At 61.0% G+C, this 18589-nt stretch carries 15 protein-coding genes and 1 pseudogene; 11 read left to right on the plus strand and 5 right to left on the minus strand.

The features are described from left to right. Positions 1 to 82: 82 nt before the first annotated feature. The gene (locus BCA01S_RS18650; RefSeq protein WP_027778213.1) at positions 83 to 1426 is read left to right on the plus strand and encodes a TAXI family TRAP transporter solute-binding subunit; all 1344 of its coding nucleotides are present in this window, start codon (positions 83 to 85) and stop codon (positions 1424 to 1426) included. A gap of 263 nt (positions 1427 to 1689) precedes the next feature. Here the strand turns inward: BCA01S_RS18650 and BCA01S_RS18655 are convergent, their stop codons facing one another. The 5 genes from BCA01S_RS18655 to BCA01S_RS18675 all read right to left on the minus strand — a co-directional run bounded on the left by BCA01S_RS18655 (position 1690) and on the right by BCA01S_RS18675 (position 8517). Further along, entirely contained in the window at positions 1690 to 3168 is a 1479-nt protein-coding gene (locus tag BCA01S_RS18655) for an alpha-amylase family glycosyl hydrolase (RefSeq protein ID WP_027778214.1), read from the minus strand. A gap of 10 nt (positions 3169 to 3178) precedes the next feature. Beyond that, positions 3179 to 5917, minus strand: a complete 2739-nt coding sequence (locus tag BCA01S_RS18660) for an MGH1-like glycoside hydrolase domain-containing protein (protein ID WP_027778215.1) — start codon at positions 5915 to 5917, stop codon at positions 3179 to 3181. Between the two features lie 80 nt (positions 5918 to 5997). Further along, complete coding sequence (locus BCA01S_RS34980) at positions 5998 to 6510, minus strand: AI-2E family transporter (RefSeq protein WP_174447064.1); 513 nt, start codon at positions 6508 to 6510, stop codon at positions 5998 to 6000. Between the two features lie 305 nt (positions 6511 to 6815). Continuing rightward, complete coding sequence (locus tag BCA01S_RS34985) at positions 6816 to 7802, minus strand: phospholipase D family protein (protein WP_052369469.1); 987 nt, start codon at positions 7800 to 7802, stop codon at positions 6816 to 6818. A gap of 346 nt (positions 7803 to 8148) precedes the next feature. Further along, positions 8149 to 8517 carry a BON domain-containing protein gene (locus BCA01S_RS18675; RefSeq protein WP_027778216.1) on the minus strand — a complete coding sequence of 123 codons (369 nt, stop codon included), beginning with the start codon at positions 8515 to 8517 and terminating at the stop codon, positions 8149 to 8151. A 371-nt stretch (positions 8518 to 8888) separates the two neighbouring features. Between BCA01S_RS18675 and BCA01S_RS18680 the strand changes: the two genes are divergently transcribed. From BCA01S_RS18680 to BCA01S_RS18725, 10 genes and pseudogenes are all read left to right on the plus strand, one after another. Further along, entirely contained in the window at positions 8889 to 9728 is an 840-nt protein-coding gene (locus BCA01S_RS18680; protein ID WP_244146040.1) for a DUF2092 domain-containing protein, read from the plus strand. A 335-nt stretch (positions 9729 to 10063) separates the two neighbouring features. Continuing rightward, a complete protein-coding gene (locus BCA01S_RS18685; protein WP_027778218.1) occupies positions 10064 to 10561 on the plus strand; it encodes a hypothetical protein in 498 nt (165 codons plus the stop codon). A 62-nt stretch (positions 10562 to 10623) separates the two neighbouring features. Further along, positions 10624 to 11552, plus strand: a pseudogene (locus BCA01S_RS34990) (aminotransferase-like domain-containing protein); the annotation flags it as partial. A gap of 352 nt (positions 11553 to 11904) precedes the next feature. Continuing rightward, entirely contained in the window at positions 11905 to 14277 is a 2373-nt protein-coding gene (locus tag BCA01S_RS18695; RefSeq protein WP_027778219.1) for a bifunctional salicylyl-CoA 5-hydroxylase/oxidoreductase, read from the plus strand. Next, the gene (locus BCA01S_RS18700; RefSeq protein WP_027778220.1) at positions 14274 to 15047 is read left to right on the plus strand and encodes an SDR family NAD(P)-dependent oxidoreductase; all 774 of its coding nucleotides are present in this window, start codon (positions 14274 to 14276) and stop codon (positions 15045 to 15047) included. The genes BCA01S_RS18695 and BCA01S_RS18700 overlap by 4 nt, the downstream gene beginning before the upstream one ends. Continuing rightward, on the plus strand, positions 15044 to 15616 hold the full coding sequence (locus tag BCA01S_RS18705; RefSeq protein WP_027778221.1) for a MarR family winged helix-turn-helix transcriptional regulator: 573 nt from the start codon (positions 15044 to 15046) through the stop codon (positions 15614 to 15616). Before BCA01S_RS18700 ends, BCA01S_RS18705 begins: the two co-directional genes overlap by 4 nt. Before the next feature lie 24 nt (positions 15617 to 15640). Further along, on the plus strand, positions 15641 to 16492 hold the full coding sequence (locus BCA01S_RS18710) for an enoyl-CoA hydratase family protein (protein ID WP_027778222.1): 852 nt from the start codon (positions 15641 to 15643) through the stop codon (positions 16490 to 16492). A 1-nt stretch (position 16493) separates the two neighbouring features. Beyond that, a complete protein-coding gene (locus BCA01S_RS18715; protein WP_027778223.1) occupies positions 16494 to 17702 on the plus strand; it encodes an acyl-CoA dehydrogenase family protein in 1209 nt (402 codons plus the stop codon). Then, complete coding sequence (locus tag BCA01S_RS18720; protein ID WP_020068753.1) at positions 17699 to 18142, plus strand: acyl-CoA thioesterase; 444 nt, start codon at positions 17699 to 17701, stop codon at positions 18140 to 18142. The genes BCA01S_RS18715 and BCA01S_RS18720 overlap by 4 nt, the downstream gene beginning before the upstream one ends. Next, positions 18139 to 18534, plus strand: coding sequence for a RidA family protein (locus BCA01S_RS18725; RefSeq protein ID WP_027778224.1), 396 nt, complete (start codon positions 18139 to 18141; stop codon positions 18532 to 18534). Before BCA01S_RS18720 ends, BCA01S_RS18725 begins: the two co-directional genes overlap by 4 nt. The last annotated feature ends 55 nt before the right edge of the window (positions 18535 to 18589 follow it).

An 18589-nucleotide genomic window follows, 5' to 3' on the forward strand; every position in this document is an offset into this window, starting at 1 on the left:
GATGGCCGCGAGCAGCATGCAAGCCGCCCTCCGCGCTGTACGAGGATATCTCGCGGGGGTAACCAGACGGGAGGACCGCACGATGCCGAGCGACGACCCAGCGCTTCATCATAGCCAGAAGGCATCGCCCACTTCGCAACGCCGGCGGCTTCTCATCATTGGCGCGATCGTGATACTGGCCGCGCTGGGTTGGGGATTGTTCACGGTCATCAGGCAGTCTTTCCAGACAAGGATTGTCATTACGACGGGCGCAGACCAAGGCATCTATCGCGGCTTTGCAGACCGCTATGCGCCCATCCTGAAACGCGACGGCGTCATGCTAGATATACGCAACTCCCCCGGCTCGGTCGAAAATTATCAGCGCCTGAAAAATCCCGCCAGCGAATACCAGATAGGCTTCATCCAATCGGGCACAATAACGCCGCAGGAAACGGATCATCTGCAGTTGATCGCGGCCGTCTCGTATGAGCCGATCTGGGTGTTCTATCGGGGCGACGTTATCGTCAACCGGTTGGCACAACTGCATGGCAAGCGCGTCGGCGTCGGTGTACCCGGGAGCGGGTTGCTGCACGTTTCACAAGTATTATTGGGCTACAGCGGTATCACCCGTGACAACACCCAGTTGATAGAAGTCGATGCGAAGCAGGCCTATCGGTGCCTCGAAGCGGGTTGCCTGGATGCGGCTTTCTTTATCGGCAGGCCCGATGCGCCCATGCAGCAGATGCTGCTGAACAGCGACCTGAAACTAATGAGTTTCGCACAGGCGGATGCGCTCGTGCAGAAGTTCCCGTCTCTTTCCAAGGTGACGTTCCCGCGAGCAGCGACGAGTCTGGTGAATGACCGTCCGCAAAACGATGTCACCTTGCTGGCCGCCACCGCGCTGTTGGTGGCCAAAGACAACTTGCATCCGGCACTCGTTCATCTATTGCTGGACGCGGCAAAAACGGTTCACTCACGCGAAGACTACTTCACGCAGCTTGGCGCATTCCCGAACCTGAATACCGATGAGTTTCCTGTTTCCAATGAAAGTGAGCGCTATTTCAAGTCAGGGCGTCCATTCCTTCAGCGCTATCTTCCATTCTGGCTCGCAAGCTTTATCGAAAGGCGCCTGCTCATTCTGCTTCCGTTCATGGCGGTCCTCATCGGGATATTGCAAGCGCTACCGCGAATGATGGAGGCGCGAATAAGGAGCCGCTTTGTCGTCGGGTATCGGAAACTGAAATCGCTGGAAGACGAAATCTGGCGAACCACGCGGCCACCGAACGATCTGCTCACCCAATGGCGCAATGAGATCGAGGACATCGATGCGCAGGCCAGCCGCATAAGTGTGCCTATGCGCTATCTTTGCGACGTCTATGCGCTCAAGCAGGCGATCAGTGTCGTGCGCGAACGCATCGCGATGGCGGAAGCGAACTTGGACGAATAGACGATGTGCAGAATGTTCGAGCTTTGAGGTTCTGGCCAGGCGCCTGAGCGCGAAAGAACAGACTTCGATTGGAGCTTATCTGACTGGCCAGGTCGATGTGCTCTGATCAACGGCGAGCTTGTTGAACGACTTGCGACATACGAGCCACCAAGGAAACATTTGTCGCAGCAAAGCTGCCGGATTATTGGGGCAGTTCGGGGGCAGTTCGGGGGCAGTTCGGGTTGGGATCGGAGTTACGACCCCGCAACTCGATGGCGCGGCCTTCACGACGCGGTCATTTGGAAGACGTGGTAGCTCCACGGCGGTAGATCCAGGTAAAGACCATGCGAAATGAGATCGTTGCCATCGCGATCAAAACTGGCCGACCCCATGATGTCTTCCATCCGCACCGTGCGGTCGGCCATGTCGGAAAATGGGAGTCGCACGTAACACTGGCTCTGATTGCCGGCGTAATTGACCACCACGAGCCGCCGTTCTCCTCCATCGCGCTGCCAGGTCCACGCGATGAAACAATCCGAGGTCCAGTTGCCCTCCCACGCCGGCACGATTTCGACCAGGCTCCACGCGCCTTCCCGAAAGACCGGCTGCCGCAGCACCGTCATCAGGTTTCCGTAGAACGCTTGCAAGCTTGTGTCGACAGGCTCCTCGGGCGCCCGTACCAGATGCGGAGATATCCGTTTCCGGCAACCCTCGAACTGGCCTTGGTGAAAGAAGCGCAGGCCGGGTGACAGAAACGTGATGACGGCCGCGGCCTCGTGCGTGTCGGGCGGGAAGGTCGCCGCGGCCCGGGGTTCGTCGTGGTTTTCCAGGAAGCGGGCCAGCTTCTCCTGGTAATCGAGTCCGGCATGCAAGTGCTCGCGCACCGGCCGTGCGTTCGCATCGCACAAGCGGTCGTACATCTGCTTGTCGTACGCGTAATCGAAGCCCTGCTGCTGCATCGTCCATTCGAGATCCCAGTACACTTCCGCCATGAACAGGAAGTGCGGATGCTCGCGTCGGACGGCCTCGGTTGCCTTCGGCCAGAAGGGTTCGGCGCGGATGCCCCAGGTCCGTTCGAACACCTCGGGCAAGACCAGCATGGCCATGTCGCAGCGCACGCCGTCGCATTGCCCGGCGATGCTGTTCAGTTCGCCGATCATCGCCTGATGCAACTCCGGATTGCCGTAGTCGAGCTGCAGCGTGTCGGGCCATCCGTCGAAGTACGGGTCGCGGCCGTGGGCGAGTATCAGCGGCCCGTTGCTCGTCTCTACCCTGCAATAATTGCGCGGTGAACGAACGAGATCCTCCTCGCTGCCGTGGACGAAGTGGTCCGGATGCGTGTCGATCCATTCGTGATCCGGCGCCATGTGATTCGGCACGAAGTCGAGCATCAGCTTCAGGCCGCGTTGCTGCATGCGCTGCCGCAGGCGGGCGAGCGCCTCGGTGCCGCCCAGATCGCGATGAACCGTGTAGCTGCGGATAGCGAACCCCGAGCCAGCGATGTCGTCGTCCGTGAGATCCGGCAGCGTCTCGGCGAATTCGCGGCGCCATCCGGCATGCACCCGCGAGATGGCCTGGGCCGCCGGGCCCGTCTGCCAGACGCTCAGCAACCAGACCCAGTCGAAGCCCAGCGCGGCGAGGCGATCCAGTTCGGCATCCGGAAAGTCGTCGAGTGTCGCGCGCCTGCCGAGCGTGCGCGACAAGCCGGCCAGCCAGACGCGGGTGTTGATCTGGTACAGCACCGGATAGCGTAGGTCGGGCATTTTGTTTTCCTCATTTCTCGCCGATTTCTTCCCCGCTCACCTGTTCCCTGACAAGCCGCGACATCACGCGCCCACGATCCGTTTCCAGCACGGACTGCGCGTCAACGCGCCCGAACAGGTCGAGCAGCGGAGCGACCAGCCCCGTCCAGCCGGTCTGGTGACTGGCGCCAAGGCCCGCGCCGTTGTCACCGTGGAAGTACTCGTAAAACAGGATCAGGTCGCGCCAGTGCGGATCGTTCTGGAATTTTTCCGTTCCTCCGTAGACCGGCCGTTTGCCGTCTGCATTGCGCAGGAACGTGCTGGTCAGGCGACGGACGATCTCCTGCGCCACTTCGAAGAGCGTCATGTGCTGCCCGGAGCCGGTCGGACATTCGACCTTGAAGTCATCGCCGAAAAAAGTGTACAGGTTCACCAGCGCGCGGACGATCAGCAAATTGACGGGCATCCACACCGGTCCGCGCCAGTTGGAATTGCCGCCGAACATACCTGTATTCGATTCGGCCGGCAGGTACTGCACCTTGTACTCCTGTCCGCCGACCTGAATCACATACGGATGGTCCAGGTGATACAGGGAGAGCGAACGGATGCCATGCGGCCCCAGGAACTCCTTCTCGTCGAGCATGTAGCCGAGCACCCGTTCGAGCTTGCGTTTGTTCAGGATCGACAGAAGCCTGCGCTGGTTATAGCCGATGAAGCCGGTGTCGGTCGGAGCAATCTGCGCAAGCAGTTCGGGGTAGCGTTTGCGAAACTGCGCGATCAGCTCGACGAGCTTGGGCATACGCTCGAGGGAGTGCGCTTCGAACACCGTCGACGCGCACAGCGGCAGCAGCCCGACCAGCGACCTGATCTTCAGCCGCGTCGTCTTGCCGTCGGGCAGGCGCAGCAGATCATAGAAAAAGCCGTCCTGCTCGTCCCACATCTCGTCTTCGTGTGCTCCGCGTCGGTCCATCGCATAGGCGATCCACATGAAATGCTGGACGAACTTGAAGGCGACCTCCTCGTAGAGCGGGTCGTAGTCAGTCAGATTGATCGCCATCTCCAGCATGGTCTGGCAGTAGAACGCCATCCATGCCGTGCCGTCCGCCTGCTCCAGCGACCCGCCGGTCGGGAGTTCCGCGCTGCGGTCGAACACGCCGATATTGTCGAGACCGAGAAAGCCGCCGGCGAACACATTGCGGCCCGATGGGTCCTTGCGATTCACCCACCAGTTGAAATTGAGCATCAGCCCCTGAAACGAGCGCTCCAGGAAACGCGGGTCGGCTCGTCCCAGTTCCTTCTCATACTTGTACAGCCAGAGCGTGGCGGCGGCATGCACCGGCGGGTTCACATCGCTGAAGTTCCACTCGTAGGCTGGAATCTGACCGCTCGGGTGCACGTACAGGCTGCGCAGCATCAGCAGCAACTGCTCCTTCGCAAAATCGAAATCGACCTGCGCCAGCGCGATCGTGTGAAAGGCCAGGTCCCAGGCCGCGTACCACGGATACTCCCACTTGTCCGGCATGGAGATCACGTCGGCGTTCAGCATGTGGAACCACTCCATGTTGCGTACATCGTGCCGCGCGGAGTCGAGCAACGGATGACTATGATGCTCGCGCAGCCACAGTTCGAGATCGAAGTAGTAGTACTGCTTGCCCCACAACATGCCCGCCAGCGCCTGGCGATGCACCCGGCGCTGGTCTTCGGTCAGCGATCTGGGCGTGATGCGCTCGTAGAACTCGTTCGCATCGGCGAGGCGGCTATCAAAAATCTGCTCGAAGCCCCCGAAGGCGTCGTCGAGTCTGGATGACGCGAGGCGCAAGCGGATGATCGCGTTACCGCCGCCTGGCACGTTGCACGTGTAATGGGCCGCGGCCTTGGTCCCGGTTCTCTCCGGATTCACGGCGTCGCTCTGTTCCGAGATGACATAGGCGTGGAACCCGTCCTTGACGTAGGGTGACGCGTTGGGCTGACCCCACAGGCGCTGCGCATTGCTTTCGTTTTCGGTGAAAAGCGTCTGCGGCGCGCCTTCGCAGTGGAGCCAGTATTCGCCCAGATCGTGGTGCGCGGCCCGGATGACGCCAGCGCCCGCATCCTGCACGGACGGCTTGCGCTCGTCCTCGCCCCATGACCATGTATTGCGGAACCAGAGCGTCGGCAGAACGCGCAACGGTGCGGCCTCGGGTCCGCGGTTGTGCACGGTAATGCGTATGAGGATGTCTTCGGGAGCGGCCTTCGCGTATTCCACGAATACGTCGAAATAGCGGTCATCGTCGAAGATGCCGGTGTCCAGCAGTTCGTATTCCATCTCATCCCGCGATCTTTTGCGGTTGGTCTGGACCAGATCCAGGTACGGGTATTCTCGCTGCGGATATTTGTAGAGGTACTTCATGTACGAGTGCGTGGGCGTGCTGTCGACATAGAAGTAATACTCCTTCACGTCCTCGCCATGATTGCCCTCGCTGTTCGTGAGGCCGAACAGGCGCTCCTTCAATATGGCGTCCTGCTCGTTCCATAGCGCCAGCGCAAAACACAGCCGCTGCTGATCGTCACACAATCCGCCGAGACCGTCCTCCCCCCACTTGTAGGCGCGCGAACGCGCATGGTCATGGGTGAAGTAGTTCCACGCATCGCCGTTGTCACTGTAGTCTTCACGGACCGTGCCCCACTGCCGCTCGCTGAGGTAGGGTCCCCACTTCTTCCACGGTATGTGCGCCTCGCGCGCGTCGTTCAGGCGCGCTTGTTCGACTACATCCACGATTGCAGGGCCCATGCTTTTCTCCGGTACAGGTGAATGAGCTATCCTCGACGCAACGCAGGCAAGCGCGTCGCACCCACACTCATCGCGCGCGATCAGGCAACGCCGGTACAACGGTATGTGTTCGACAGTGCAGTAAGGTACACCGCGGCCACGCCGCGTTCAGCGGCAATGCGCGTGGCGAAGCGCATTATGCGGTTGGCTGCCGCCTCGCTCTGTGTATGGAGAATGCGGGCAATGACCACGGTCAGCGCCAGGTGAATCGCCAGCACGCCGAGCGCGCCTGATTGCGAGAGCAGCCATTTTTCGGCGACGATTGCATAAGGCTGCGCTTGTGCAACGATGCTGCCGCGACCTGCGTCGGACAAGCGCTGCCACTCGCGCGCGGAACGTTCACCGGCGAGCGGTACTTCATGCAGCCAGCGGCGCTCAACGACCCATTTTTTGATGCCGATCGCCACGACCCAGGTGGCGACGACGATCATCGTCGCCCAGATCAGCGCCGGCAGAAACGGACGGATGATATAAAACGTACCAAAGATCGGCAGCGACAGGACCGCGATGATCAGCCGGATGCGGGCAATATCCGCCTGCGGTCGCGAATTCACGTCATTCTCCTGGTACGTGACCCAGCCGCAGCCGCGCGCGTCGCGTGCGGTCTGATCGTACATGCCACGGACAAGTCTGAGAGATGGGTAGCGTCCATGCTTGCGTCGGGCTGCTGCGCAGACTGCAGGTCCGATGACTCGTTACTCAGGCTACCACCTTCGAACCACCGCCGCCATTGGACCTTAGTCCCATGGGACTATTGAACAAGCGCTATCGCGGCACTGGCCGACGCAGCCGGCGAGGCGAGAGTGCTAGCCATGTTCCCCGCGCAGGGCTTGAGTTTGGCTGGGAGAACAAGCTCCAGCTAGCTGCTTTGCGAGCGACTTCCGGGTGCTGACACGGTATGCTCACAGACTGGCGCGCGAATGCGGCTCATAACTGGCCCGATGGCGTTCGACTCGACGTGATCGGTCACCTGCCCGGCGGCACGGTCGCTTTCGCAGTAGACACCTATCTCCGTGTTTAACTCGACCGAACGCGGGTCGAAATTCATCGAACCGATGAAGACACCCTTGCGGCCGAATACATACGTTTTCGCGTGCAATGACGACTTCGACGAGCCGAACACCGACTTCTTCCGGTCGGCGGTGCCGCTACCTGTCGCAGCAGGTTTTAGTTCGTACAGTTGCACGTCCGCTTCCAGCAATGGCTTCCGGTAACGCTGATAGCCCGCATGCACCGCGGCTACATCTGTTGCCGCCAGCGAGTTTGTCAGCACCGTCACGTGCACGCCGATGTTGCGCCCGCCGAGAATTGCGCCCTGGTTGTCGGCGATCAGCGCCTTGTTATGCATACGCCGGTTGACGCGAGCAAACTCGGCGGCCGTGCCGAGGGTCTTGAACCGGCGGTTTGCGACAGGATTGAAGAGTCGGATCTTAAGATTCGGATGCGAACTGAGCACCAGCAGCATCTGGTCGTCCGCATTCGTACCCAGATCGTCGAGCAGGAGGCGCACGCGCACACCGCGGTCTGCCGCTCTCAGCAAAGCCGCGGCAAGTTGACGGCCGGTAAGGTCGTTGTGCCAGATGTAGTACTGCAGGTCGAGCGAGCGGTTAGCATATTCCATCAACACAACCCGCGCGATGAGCGCGTCGACGGAGTCGGGCAGCAGGTGAAATGCGCTTTCTCCCGGATGCTGCTGGTCTTGTGGTGCGAACGCTGCGCCGAGGCGCGTGGCCTGCGTATCGGTGAGCGCGTGGGTGGGCACGCGGCCGGCTTGCAGTGGAAGGCTTGCGCACGAAGTCATCAGGACGACGACGAACGCCGCAACAAGGCTTCGCAGGTTCATCATGCCGCTCTCCGCAGACTGCCTCAAACGCATGGTATCGAAGCCGCGACGGCGCAGATCGTCGTAGTCACCGCCTGATTAACAGGCCGTATAGGCGGGAATCGGGATCGACGCCGTAATCCCCGATTCCTGCCAGGGCATTCGCAACCGCGAGACACGGGATCGAACGCTGCTTCGAGCGGAAAGACTTGCGTTTGTCGTGCACCTGGGCGGACGAAGGTTGACATGCAGGTACAGCCGGATTCTGACCGTTTGACGACGATCTTATGGGAAGGCGAAAAGTGAGAACTCCCGGATTTTACGGGAGGGATCTACTCAGCGTGGCCGGGCTGACCCCGGCAGCAGCTTGTTACTGGCCCGCCTCTTTCAATATCAAGGAATTCTTCACTGACGTAACTCCGGGCACACTCCTCGCGATCCCTGTGGCCTTGTCTATCTGGGTCGGATCAGTGACGGCTCCGGCAAGTGTCACCGAACCGCCTTTCGCGATTATGTTCATTCTCGAAGTGGCAACGCCACCTTTCGAGAGTGCGTGAAGCACCTTCTTGCTGAGTGCCCGATTCGCCTGCCTGGTAGCCTTTGCGCTTCCCTCGGTCGCTGTCGCCGCGCCGGAATGAGTTGATCCCGCAGCCGGCTCGCTTGTTTGCGGCCACGCGTTAATGGATGCCACCATGATCAATCCGCTACCGGCCAACATGAATGTTTTGGTCATCTTCATTGTTCTCTCCGATTCGGCTACGACACGTCATTAAAGGATCGCGGTTCTGTCATCACGATTCGGGCTGTTCGCGCAGCACTTGCAGTGCGTCGCGAACATCCTTAGCTGCTCACAAAAGGACGGACCATGCAGCGAAGTCGATGCGCTCCTTCCAAAGATAATCTGTTCCTCGTATCACTCGCGACGCAATAGGACTTTGGTCCGATGGGTGGCAAGCCTGATCTTCTGAAAGAGAGCGCGTTCGAGCACTCTCCGATAGTTCTGCACTCCTCACATAGTAAAATTGTTTTAATACACTATTCTCTAAAAAGGCTGGACAGGGATGAAGAAGTGTTCGAGCACAAGGAGTAAATAAATTGGTTACTAACATATTGCGCCGAGCGTCCAGGGCTACCTGGATATCTGTTTTACTGCTCACCGCCGCTCCTCACGCCTACCCTGCCTCCGATCAGAAAGAGCCACCGGTCCGTGCTGCGCGAGTTGAGCCCGAAACCGCCTCACAAGCCCAGGCTCATACGATTCTGATGAAAATGGCGGAATTCCTTGGCGGAACGCAGAGCTTTCGTGTCGGTGTGCGTAGCGGGTACGACGCTGTGCAGCCGTCCGGGCAAAAAATCGAATTCGGCGAATACCGCACCGTTACATTGAGCCGGCCCGATCGCATGCGCGTGGAAAGCGAACGCAGCGATGGCGCAAAAACGCTCGTTGTACTCACCGGGAAAGAGATCGTTCTGGTCGATCTCGCCAGCAAAGTCTATGCGACGGCGCCGCAACCAGGCACGCTGGACGAGAGCATCGTGTATTTCGTCAAGGATCTCGGCATGCGCCTGCCGCTCGCGGCGCTCCTGTTGAACGGGCTGCCTGAAGAATTGCAAGCCCGGGTACGGTCGGTGGACTATGTGGAGAAGACGAGTATCTACGGCGCCGCGTCCTATCATCTAGCCGCGCGTACCGACACGGTGGATTTTCAGGTGTGGGTTGCAGAGGGCGATAAGCCTTTGTTGCAGCGGATCGTACTGACGTACAAAAAGGCGGTGGGCCAGCCTCAGTTCTGGGCGGAATTTGTCGACTGGAATCTTGCGCCGCAGCTCAACGATGCGACGTTCTCGGCACAGATTCCCGATGGCCTGCAGAAGGTCGCGTTCGCAGCGCAGCTTCCGCGCGCATCGCCCCCGGCTCGCCAGTCGTCTGCGAAGAATGGAGCCAAATGATGAAAACAGGACCGTGGGGCCGTGCCGTTAAGACATTGGTCGCCGCTGTACTCGCGCTGGGGCTGATCAACCAGGCGGATGCACGAGGTGAGAGAGGTGGTGGCGGTGGTGGCGGTGGTGGCGCCCGTGGCGGTGGCGGCGAAGGAGGCTATTCGCGTGGCGGGGCAGCATCGGCTGGAGGGCTCTCATCCGGCAGCACAACCGCTGCGCAAGGCCGTTCACGATCTGGCGGCGGCCAGCAGGGAACAGCCCAACAGAGGCAGGCCTCACGACAAGGCAGCGCAGCTGCAACTTCAAGTGCGAATCAGAGTGCGCGCCAAAGTTCGGCGAGTTCCATGCAGGCAACCTCCGGCCAGAACCAGGTGAACCGACAGCAGAGCATGAGCGAGAACCAGGGCCAGCGCCAAGCTACGTCGAGCCAGAATCAGAGCACGCGACAGACCGCGGCCGCTCAATCAAGTAGCGAAAACCAGAGCGCGCGTCAATCCACCGCGAAGGAGATGCAAAACACGCGTGCTACGAACGTGACCAACGTGCAGAACAACTACTCGGGCGGGTGCCACGACTGCAATTCGGATTGGGACGGCGGTTCTGCGGCGGTTGGATTTGTGGCCGGGGCAATGGTCGTCGGTGCGGCTGCTGCCGCAACCACACCACCACCCGCAACCACCACCGTCGTCGCTGCGCCTGCGCCTGTCGCGCCGCCGTGCAATGTCGCCCCCATCGCCGTTCAAGACGTGCCGTACTATAAGTGCGGCGCGACTTGGTACGCGACGGGATACGGGAGCGGCGGAGTGGTATACACGCAAGTTCCGCCACCGCCCGGATATTGATCGCGGTCGCCTCGTGGCATGGCCGGCGGTTGACCGTTAGCTGGAGCGGAGCCGACGCTCGAATGCCAGCAGGAAAGCATGGACGAACGTGCCGCCTGCAGCCCGGAACAAGACTGCCCACTCACCGCGAACTCGCCGCGCGCGAAGGCATGCGTTGGTAACGGCCACGCGTCTACACCGAGCTTCAGTCGATGGGCCTCGTGAGCGGCGAAACGGGGCGCGGCACGTTCGTGAAAGAGCCGCTGCCCCGCTGCGAAGGGATCGACTTGCATGCGTGGAACGCCGACACCGTCGATCTGAGCTTCAACTATCCGGCGCGTGCCGATCAGGTTGCTTCGTTCAGGACGGCACTGCGCGACCTCGCAGGCGCCGGCGACCTGGCGGCGCTGCTGCGCTACCAGCCCCACGGCGGCCGCGAGCACCAACGCGCGAGCATCGCACGCCATCTCGCCGGAGCGGGACTGAGCGCCACGCCCGACACCGTCCTGCTCGTCAGCGGCGCACAGCAATTGGACTGGCGACGACCACACTGGCGTTGCTGGAGCCCGGCGACGTCGTGGCCGTGGACTCGCTGACCTATCCGGGATTCAAACTGGCCGCCGAGATCAATCGGCTGGAGCTCGTCGCGGTCCCGGCGGCGGGAAACGGTCCGGACCTCGACGCGCTGGCGGCGCTTTGCAAGCGTCGGCGTGTACGCGCTGTCTACACGATGCCGACGCTGCACAACCCGCTCGGCTGGGTGATGAGTTGGACGCGCCGGCGTGAGCTGGTCGCTATTGCGCGCCGGCACGGACTACTGATCATTGAGGACGCCGCTTACGCGTTCCTTGTCGAAAACGCGCCACCGCCGCTGGCATCGCTCGCGCCTGAGTTGACCGTCTACGTGTCGAGCCTGTCGAAAAGCGTCGCGACCGGGCTTCGTGTCGGCTTCATTCATGCACCGGCCCGCTTCGTTCCGAAGCTCGAACGCACCGACTGGCCATCGCCTGGCGCACCGCGGCGTCGCGGCGTTTGTCGGCCGCGAACAGGTCGGCCGTGCCGTCTTCGAGCCAGCCGCATGCGATCGCCGTGAGGGTCGCCGGCGTGTTCCAGGTGGTTGCCCGGATGGAACGACGCTCGAGCAGTCGCTGCAGACGGTTGCACGGGTCATCGCCGATCAGACCTACTGATCGACGACAGTGGGACGCCGCGCTCGTCATCCCAGCGCGGCCGATCGCGCGTTGCGGCGTACTGCCTGTGGCGGGTGCCCGAACTCCCGGGTAAACGCATCCGTACATTTGCTTGACACCTAAACTATCTAGGCCTAAATTAACTCCACGAGCAAGTTCACAGTGGGGAGCAGCATGCGCATTGTCTGTATCGGCGGCGGCCCGGCCGGGCTGTACTTCGGCCTGTTGATGAAAAGCCGCGACCCGGCGCACGAGGTCATCGTCGTGGAGCGCAACCGCCCGTACGATACATTCGGCTGGGGCGTAGTGTTCTCGGATCAGACGCTGGGCAACCTGCGCGCCGCCGACGCCCCAAGCGCAAACGCAATACTCGACGCGTTCAATCATTGGGACGACATCGAAATCAATTTCCGCGGGCGCCAGGTGCGCTCGTCCGGCCACGGGTTTTGCGGCATAGGTCGCAAGCGTCTGCTGAACATCTTGCAGGCCCGTTGCGAGGAACTGGGCGTAAAGCTCGTGTTCGAAACGCAGGTCACCGACGACACCGAATATCAGGCCGATCTCATCGTCGCGTGCGACGGAGCGAACAGCGCGATTCGTCAAAAGTACGCGTCGACCTATAAGCCCGACCTGGACATGCGCGATTGCCGCTTCGTCTGGCTCGGCACGCGAAAGCTATTCGACGCTTTCACGTTCGCGTTCGAAGAAACGGAGTTCGGCTGGTTTCAGGCCCACGCCTATCGTTTTGACGATCAAACGTCCACGTTCATTGTCGAAACGCCGGAGCGTGTGTGGCGCGCCGCAGGACTCGACGACATGAGCAAGGAACAGAGCATCGCATTCTGCGAAAAGCTCTTCGCGAAGTATCTGGACGGCAACGCGCTATTGTCGAACGCCGCGCATTTGCGCGGCTCGTCGCAATGGATTCGCTTCCCGCGCGTCGTCAACCAGGAATGGGTACATTGGCGCAGCAATGCCGACGGCACGCAAACGCCAGTCGTGCTGATGGGAGACGCCGCGCACACCGCGCATTTTTCAATTGGCTCCGGCACCAAGCTCGCGCTCGAAGATTCGATTGAACTCGCCAATAGCATCGGCGCGCATCCTGGCGATTTGCATGCCGCGTTAAAGCATTACACGGACGTGCGCAGCGTCGACGTATTGCGCATTCAGAACGCCGCCCGCAATTCGACCGAATGGTTCGAACACGTGGACCGCTACACATCGTTCGAGCCGGACCAGTTCGCTTATTCGCTGCTCACTCGCTCGCAACGCATCTCGCACGAAAATCTGCGCGAGCGCGACGCGCGTTACGTGTCCAGCTTCGAAGATTGGCTCGCACGGCGTTCAGGCGTTGAACGCGCGCCGCAAAAACATTCGATTCCGCCAATGTTCACCCCATTCACGTTGCGCGGTGTCACATTGAAAAACCGCGTTGTCGTTTCGCCGATGGCGCAGTACTCAGCCGTCGACGGAATCGCCGGCGACTATCATCTGATGCATCTCGGCGCACGCGCAATGGGCGGTGCGGCGCTCGTTATGACCGAAATGACATGCGTGTCGCCAGAAGCGCGCATCACACCGGGATGCCCCGGCATGTATGCGCCGGAGCATCTCGCCGCATGGAAGCGTATTGTCGATCTCGTGCACGGCCAGTCTGACGCCAGGATTGGCATTCAGCTCGGACATTCCGGCGCAAAAGGATCGACACGCGTGGCTTGGGAAGGCATCGATCAGCCGCTTACCGAAGGCAACTGGCCGCTCATCTCGGCATCGCAGCAGCAGTATCTGCCGGGCATCAGCCAGCATTCGCGCGAAGCGACGCACGAGGAGCTCCGCGAGATAGAAGCGCAGTTCGTGCGCGCGACGCAAATGTCGGCGGAAGCGGGTTTCGACTGGCTCGAACTGCACTGCGCTCATGGCTATTTCTTATCGAGCTTCCTCTCGCCGCTAACCAACCATCGCACCGATGAATACGGTGGCTCGCTGGAGAACCGTCTGCGTTATCCGCTACAGGTCTTCAAGGCGATTCGCGCAGTGTGGCCGCAGGACAAGCCGATTTCCGTGCGCATTTCAGCGAACGATTGGGTCCAAGGCGGCACCACGCCCGACGACGCCGTGCAGATCGCGCGCGCGTTCAAGGCGGCGGGCGCAGACATGATCGACGTGTCGTCGGGCCAGGTCAGCAAGAACGAAAAGCCCGTGTACGGCCGCATGTTTCAGACGCCGTTCGCCGATCGCGTGCGAAACGAAGCGGGTATCGCAACTATTGCGGTGGGCGCGATTTCGGAGGCGGATCACGTGAACAGCATTATCGCGGCCGGTCGCGCCGATCTGTGCGCAATCGCGCGTCCGCATCTCGCGAATCCATCGTGGACTTTGAACGAGGCCGCGAAGATTGGCTACTTCGACGTGACATGGCCGAATCAATACACCGCCGCAAAGTCGCAACTCGAACGCAATCTGGAACGTGAACGCGCACAGGTTGCGGCAAATGCCGGCCTCTCGGCGCAAGAGCGCGCGCAGCGCGCGGAAGGAACCACGTGAACTCGATTCAATCTACCCTTGCGGGACAACATGCCGTTGTTACTGGTGGCGGAAGCGGCATCGGCGCGGCCATTGCGGAAGCGCTGCTGCACGCCGGCGCGCGCGTTACGCTGATGGGCCGCAATCCGGAGCGGCTGGAGGCTCAGCGTGAAAAATGCCGCGCATGGGGCGACGTTGCATGCATTACCGTCGATGTCACGCAAGAAGAGTCCGTTGCAAAAGCGTTCAACGAAGCTGGCGCCGTCGACATACTCATCAACAACGCAGGGCAGGCACAGGCCGCGCCGTTCACGCATACCGACATGCCGCTATGGCAGCGCATGCTCGACGTGAACCTCACCGGCGTTTTCCTTGGCACGCGCGCCGTGCTGCCGGGCATGCTCGAACGCAGACATGGGCGCATCGTCAACGTGGCGAGTACGGCGGGACAAATTGGCTACGCGTATGTCGCCGCATATTGCGCGGCGAAGCACGGCGTGATCGGTCTCACGCGCTCTCTCGCGCTCGAAGTTGCCACGAAAGGCGTGACGGTCAACGCCGTTTGCCCCGGCTACACCGAGACCGATCTGCTGCACGCGTCGCTGCAGCAGATCACCAGCAAGACGTCGCGCACGCAGGAGCAGGCTCGCGAAAGCCTGCTTCGCTCGAATCCGCAACATCGCTTCGTGAGTCCGGAACAGGTTGCGAATGCCGTGCTGTGGCTGTGTCAACCGGGTTCCGATGCAATCACGGGGCAATCCGTTTCCATCTCCGGTGGAGAAGTAATGTGACCAGGCCAGCCAACGTCAAGAAGATTGCAGCAAGCGATGCAAAGGCAGCAGAAACGAAAGCGCACCGCAAAGGCGTTGCGAAGCCTGCGGAGAACGTCGTGGATCTGGAGATGAGCACCGGCGCGGACAGCCACATGGGTTTGCGCTTGTGGCTGCGCATGTTGACCACAACGAACCTCGTGCAGGCCGAATTGCGCAAACGTCTGCGTAACGAATTCGACACTACGTTGCCGCGTTTCGACCTGATGGCCCAGCTCGAACGTCATCCAGAAGGACTCAAGATGACGGAACTGTCCCGACGTCTGATGGTGACGGGCGGCAACGTGACCGGCATTACTGATCAGCTGGAGAAAGAAGGTTTGGTTTCTCGCGATACCGACCCTAACGACCGCCGCTCAATTAGCGTATGCCTTACTCCCGCAGGCCGCAAAGCGTTCGACAGAATGGCGGTCGCGCATGAGCAATGGGTCGTTGAATTATTTGGCGGACTCAGTCTTGAGGAAAAGTCGCGCACGCACCAGCGGCTCGGCAAATTGAAGAAACATCTACTGGACAGTTTGAAAGACTAACGCCCAGCGACAGGAGACACGAACATGCCACATTCAAACGCCGACGCGCTGTTGGCCGGTAATCGCCTGACACTCGCAGGTTACGAAGCGCAGCACTTCGGCTGGTCGGTCGCGAACAAAGTCGCGACCATTACGTTGAACCGGCCGGAGCGCAAAAATCCGCTCACTTTCGAATCGTATGCCGAGCTGCGGGATCTGTTTCGCCAGCTCACGTATGCGAGCGATGTGAAGGCCGTTGTGATCCACGGCGCGGGCGAAAACTTCTGCTCGGGCGGTGACGTGCACGACATCATCGCGCCGCTGATCGACCTGCCGATGCCTGAACTGCTCCTCTTCACACGCATGACGGGCGACCTCGTCAAAGCCATGCGCCATTGTCCACAGCCGGTGATTGCAGCGGTCGACGGCGTATGTGCCGGCGCGGGCGCGATTCTCGCGATGGCCTCGGACATGCGTCTCGGCACTGCACGCAGCAAGCTCGCGTTTTTGTTTTCGCGCGTCGGCCTGGCGGGTTGCGATATGGGCGCGTGCTCGATCCTGCCGCGCATCATTGGTCAAGGGCGTGCCGCCGAACTGCTCTTCACGGGGCGCTCCGCCAGCGGCGACGAAGGCTACGCATGGGGCTTCTATAACCGGCTTTGCGAGCCTTCTGCACTTCTTGAGGACGCGCAACAGCTTGCTGCGGATCTCGCCTCTGGCCCGACATTCGCGCACGGCATCACTAAGAAGATGCTGCACCAGGAATGGAGCATGAGCATCGACGAAGCGATTGAATCCGAAGCACAGGCTCAAGCTGTTTGCATGAGTACTCGCGATTTCGGGCGCGCTTATCAGGCGTTCGCCGCGAAGTCGCGCCCCGTGTTCGAGGGAGACTGAGGTGAGCGCAGAAAGAGACGTTGATCTGCACAGTGCGCTCGCGTGGCCTTTTTTCGAGCCACGTCATCGCGAACTGGCTGCCCGTATCGAAGCATGGTGCCGCTCGAATTTGTCGCATGTCGAACACGGCGATGTCGATTCGACCTGTCGCCAACTGGTGCGCGAACTCGGCGCTGCCGGCTGGTTGAAATATGGTGTGGGTGGCGTGGCCTACGGCGGCCACGGTGACACGATCGACACGCGCGCCGTCTGTCTGCTGCGCGAAACGCTCGCCAGGCATTCGGGCCTCGCCGACTTCGCTCTCGCGATGCAAGGGCTTGGCTCCGGCGCGATCTCGCTCGGCGGCACGCACGAACAGAAAACGCGCTACTTGCCGCGCGTCGCAAACGGCACCGCGATTGCGGCGTTCGCGTTGTCGGAACCGGAAGCCGGATCGGACGTTGCGGCAATGTCGCTCGCTGCACGCGAAGACGGTGACGCCTACGTGCTCGACGGCGACAAAACATGGATCTCGAACGGTGGCATCGCCGATTTCTATGTGGTCTTTGCGCGCACCGGAGAAGCGCCCGGCGCACGCGGCATCAGCGCGTTCATTGTCGATGCGGATACGCCGGGACTGGAAATCGCCGAACGCATCGACGTGATCGCGCCGCATCCGCTGGCGCGCCTACACTTCGCGGGCGCGCGCGTGCCGCGCAGCCAGATGCTCGGCGCACCCGGCGAAGGCTTCAAGCTCGCAATGCGCACGCTCGACATATTCCGCACGTCCGTGGCGGCTGCCTCGCTCGGCTTCGCACGACATGCGATGGCCGAAGGACTGACGCGGGCCGCATCGCGCAAGATGTTCGGCCAGACCTTGAGCGATTTTCAACTGACGCAAGCGAAGCTCGCACAAATGGCGTTGACCATAGATAGCAGTGCGCTGCTCGTGTATCGCGCGGCATGGTTGCGCGACCAGGGTGAAAGCGTGACTCGCGAAGCAGCCATGGCCAAGTGGCACGCGAGCGAAGGCGCACAGCAGGTGATCGACGCCGCCGTTCAGCTTTACGGCGGCATGGGTGTGCAAAGCGGCGTCGCGGTCGAAGTGCTGTACCGCGAGATTCGTGCACTGCGCATTTACGAAGGTGCGACGGAAGTGCAGCAATTGATAGTGGGCCGCGATCTGTTGAAAGAGCATGCGGCGACAAGTTCTGGAGAACGCGCGAAATGACCACGCACTTCGAACGGCCCGTGCGTATTCGCTTCTCGCACTGCGACCCCGCGGGCATCGTGTTCTTTCCGCAATATCTGGTGATGACCAATGCCCTTGTTGAGGACTGGTTCAACGAGGGTTTGCACGTCGACTATGCGCAGATGATCGGCCAGCGCCGCCTCGGCCTGCCGATCGTCAAACTGGACTGCGAGTTTTCGCGCCCGAGCCAGATGGGCGAAACAATCATGCTGACGCTAACCGTTGCCGCAATCGGACGGCGCTCGATCACCATCGATATTCTCGGTCACTGCAACGGCGAGGCGCGGTTTAGAGCAAAGCAGGTGCTCGTAACAACCTCGCTGGAAAGCGGCCGCTCGATCGACATTCCCACCGACATCGCCGGCTCACTGGCGAAGTTTGCCCCACAGCCTGAACTCAGCGAGGCGCAACGCACATGAAAAAAGCTCTTCTTCCCGCCGGCTGGGTCAAGCCGCGCGGTTATGCGAATGGCGTCGCGGCAGTCGGCACGCAAGTTTTCATTGCAGGCCAGATCGGCTGGAATGAAGAAGCGCGCTTTCAAACCTCGGACTTCGCGGGCCAAGCTATTCAGGCGCTCAAGAATGTACTGGCCGTGCTGCACGAAGCGGGCGGCAAGCCCAAGCATCTCGTGCGCCTGACGTGGTACGTCACGGATAAGCGCGAGTACCTCGCGTCGTTAAAGGAGATAGGCCGTGCGTTTCGCGAGTTGATCGGCGACTACGACATCGCAATGAGTGCGGTGCAAGTGGTCGCGCTGATCGAAGACGAAGCCAAGGTCGAAATCGAAGCGACCGCCGTCATTCCGCAGTAAGGACACGCAGCCCTCGTCAACTGAAGCGCATAGAGCCGGCTTGAAACCGGGGAGA

This window comes from Paraburkholderia caledonica NBRC 102488 (genome assembly GCF_000685095.1).
In the GTDB taxonomy this organism is placed as follows: Bacteria; Pseudomonadota; Gammaproteobacteria; order Burkholderiales; family Burkholderiaceae; genus Paraburkholderia; species Paraburkholderia caledonica.